2 protein-coding genes are annotated in these 1,475 nt (G+C 71.7%); one reads left to right on the top strand and one right to left on the bottom strand.

What is annotated here, in order from left to right; genetic code table 11:
• Positions 1–109: 109 nt before the first annotated feature.
• A complete protein-coding gene (locus AOK01_RS40065) occupies positions 110–502 on the bottom strand; it encodes a hypothetical protein (protein ID WP_055520574.1) in 393 nt (130 codons plus the stop codon).
• A gap of 103 nt (positions 503–605) precedes the next feature.
• Between AOK01_RS40065 and AOK01_RS40060 the strand changes: the two genes are divergently transcribed.
• Positions 606–1,424, top strand: coding sequence for a rhomboid family intramembrane serine protease (locus AOK01_RS40060; protein WP_055520571.1), 819 nt, complete (start codon positions 606–608; stop codon positions 1,422–1,424).
• Positions 1,425–1,475: the final 51 nt, after the last annotated feature.

The following is a 1,475-nucleotide window of genomic DNA, read 5'->3' as shown; positions in this document are numbered from 1 at the left end:
GGTAACAGCAGTAAGAAGCACCACCCACTGAAGGCCAGGGACGCGCACCCCTCAGGGGCGCGGGGAACTGCGCGCCCAGCCCCCACCGGCGGCCGGTCGAACCGACGGCTCAAGCCCCCTGCGCCGCCGCCCCGCCCACCCCATTCCCATTCCCATTCCCATTGATCTTCTCGATGGCCTGCCGAGCCTGCTCCCCCGGCGTCCGCGGCAAGGACGAAACCCCGGACACCGCAGCCCCACCCACCGCAGGCGCACCCCCCGCCTGCACAGCCGAGGCGGCAGCCGGCATGGCAGCCGCCCGCGCATGCGACCCCGCCTGCCGCCCCCGCAGCCGATGGCTCACGGCCTCGTCCAACGTCACAGGCCGCTGCATGCGCTCGGCCAGCCGGCCGGCCTCCTGGCCGAGCGCGGCCACGTCCTCCCAGGACAGCCTGAGTACCACGGCGAGCTCCGCCTCGCCGTCCGGCGTGGCGATCAACGGCTGAGCGGTTCGGTCGTTCATGACCTGTTCCTCACGTATTGCAGGGATCACGGGCGGTTGCCGAAACATACGCAGACGGCCGCGTCCCCGTTCAGAGTTCCCGAACCGGGGGCAGGATCTCCTCGTGGTCATACCCGTCCATGACGTGAACCCGGTACGTCGCACGCCGTACGTGACGTACGCGCTGATCGCCGCCAACTTCCTGGTCTTCCTGGCCACGCCGGGGGTGGCGAGTTCACTCACCGGCGAGAGCGGTCTGGCCCAGCTGTGCCATCTGCAGGCGTTCCTGGACCACTGGGCGGCGGTGCCGCGCGAGCTGATCCACGGGCAGACCCCGACGACCGTCCCCACCGGGGACGTGGGCGTGGGCGCCGGCGGCCCCGGCTGCGTCGTCGGCCCGCCCGGCTACGACAAGTCGCCCGAGCTGTCGGTCCTCACGGCGATGTTCCTGCACGGCGGCTGGGTGCATCTGCTCGGCAACATGCTGTTCCTGATGATCTTCGGCAACAACATCGAGGACCGCATGGGCCACATCCGCTACGCGCTGTTCTACGTGGCCTGCGGCTACGCGGCGGCGTACGGCTTCGCCCTCGTCAACGCCGACTCGGCCGACCCGCTGATCGGCGCGTCCGGCGCGATCGCCGGGGTGCTGGGCGCGTATCTGGTCCTCTACCCGAGGGCCAGGGTCTGGGTCCTGGTGCCGTTCCTGATCTTCCTGCCGCTGCGGCTGCCCGCCTGGATCGTGCTGGGCTTCTGGTTCGGCCTCCAGGCGGTGTACTCGTCCGGCACGGGCGTCTCGGCGGCCGGCACCGTCGCGTACGCCGCCCACGTGGTCGGCTTCCTGGTGGGCATGCTCCTGGCCTGGCCCCTGCGCCGGGGCACCTCGCCCCCACCGGAGCCACGAGGCCTCCTGTGGGGCAGAAGGGCCCGCCCCCGGTGGTAGACCGCCCGGCCCCTCAAGGGGCGCGGGGAACTGCGCGCTCAACCCCCACCG

Origin of the sequence: Streptomyces aurantiacus (assembly GCF_001418335.1) — a bacterium.
GTDB classification, from domain to species: Bacteria; Actinomycetota; Actinomycetes; order Streptomycetales; family Streptomycetaceae; genus Streptomyces; species Streptomyces aurantiacus.
Note: the sequence above shows the minus strand (reverse complement) of the source record. Positions and strands in the feature narration are given on the sequence as shown.

Bases quoted from the DNA above. Each gene is read 5' to 3' on its own strand.
- AOK01_RS40065 (WP_055520574.1), bottom strand. From the start codon at position 502: ATGAACGACCGAACCGCTCAGCCGTTGATCGCCACGCCGGACGGCGAG.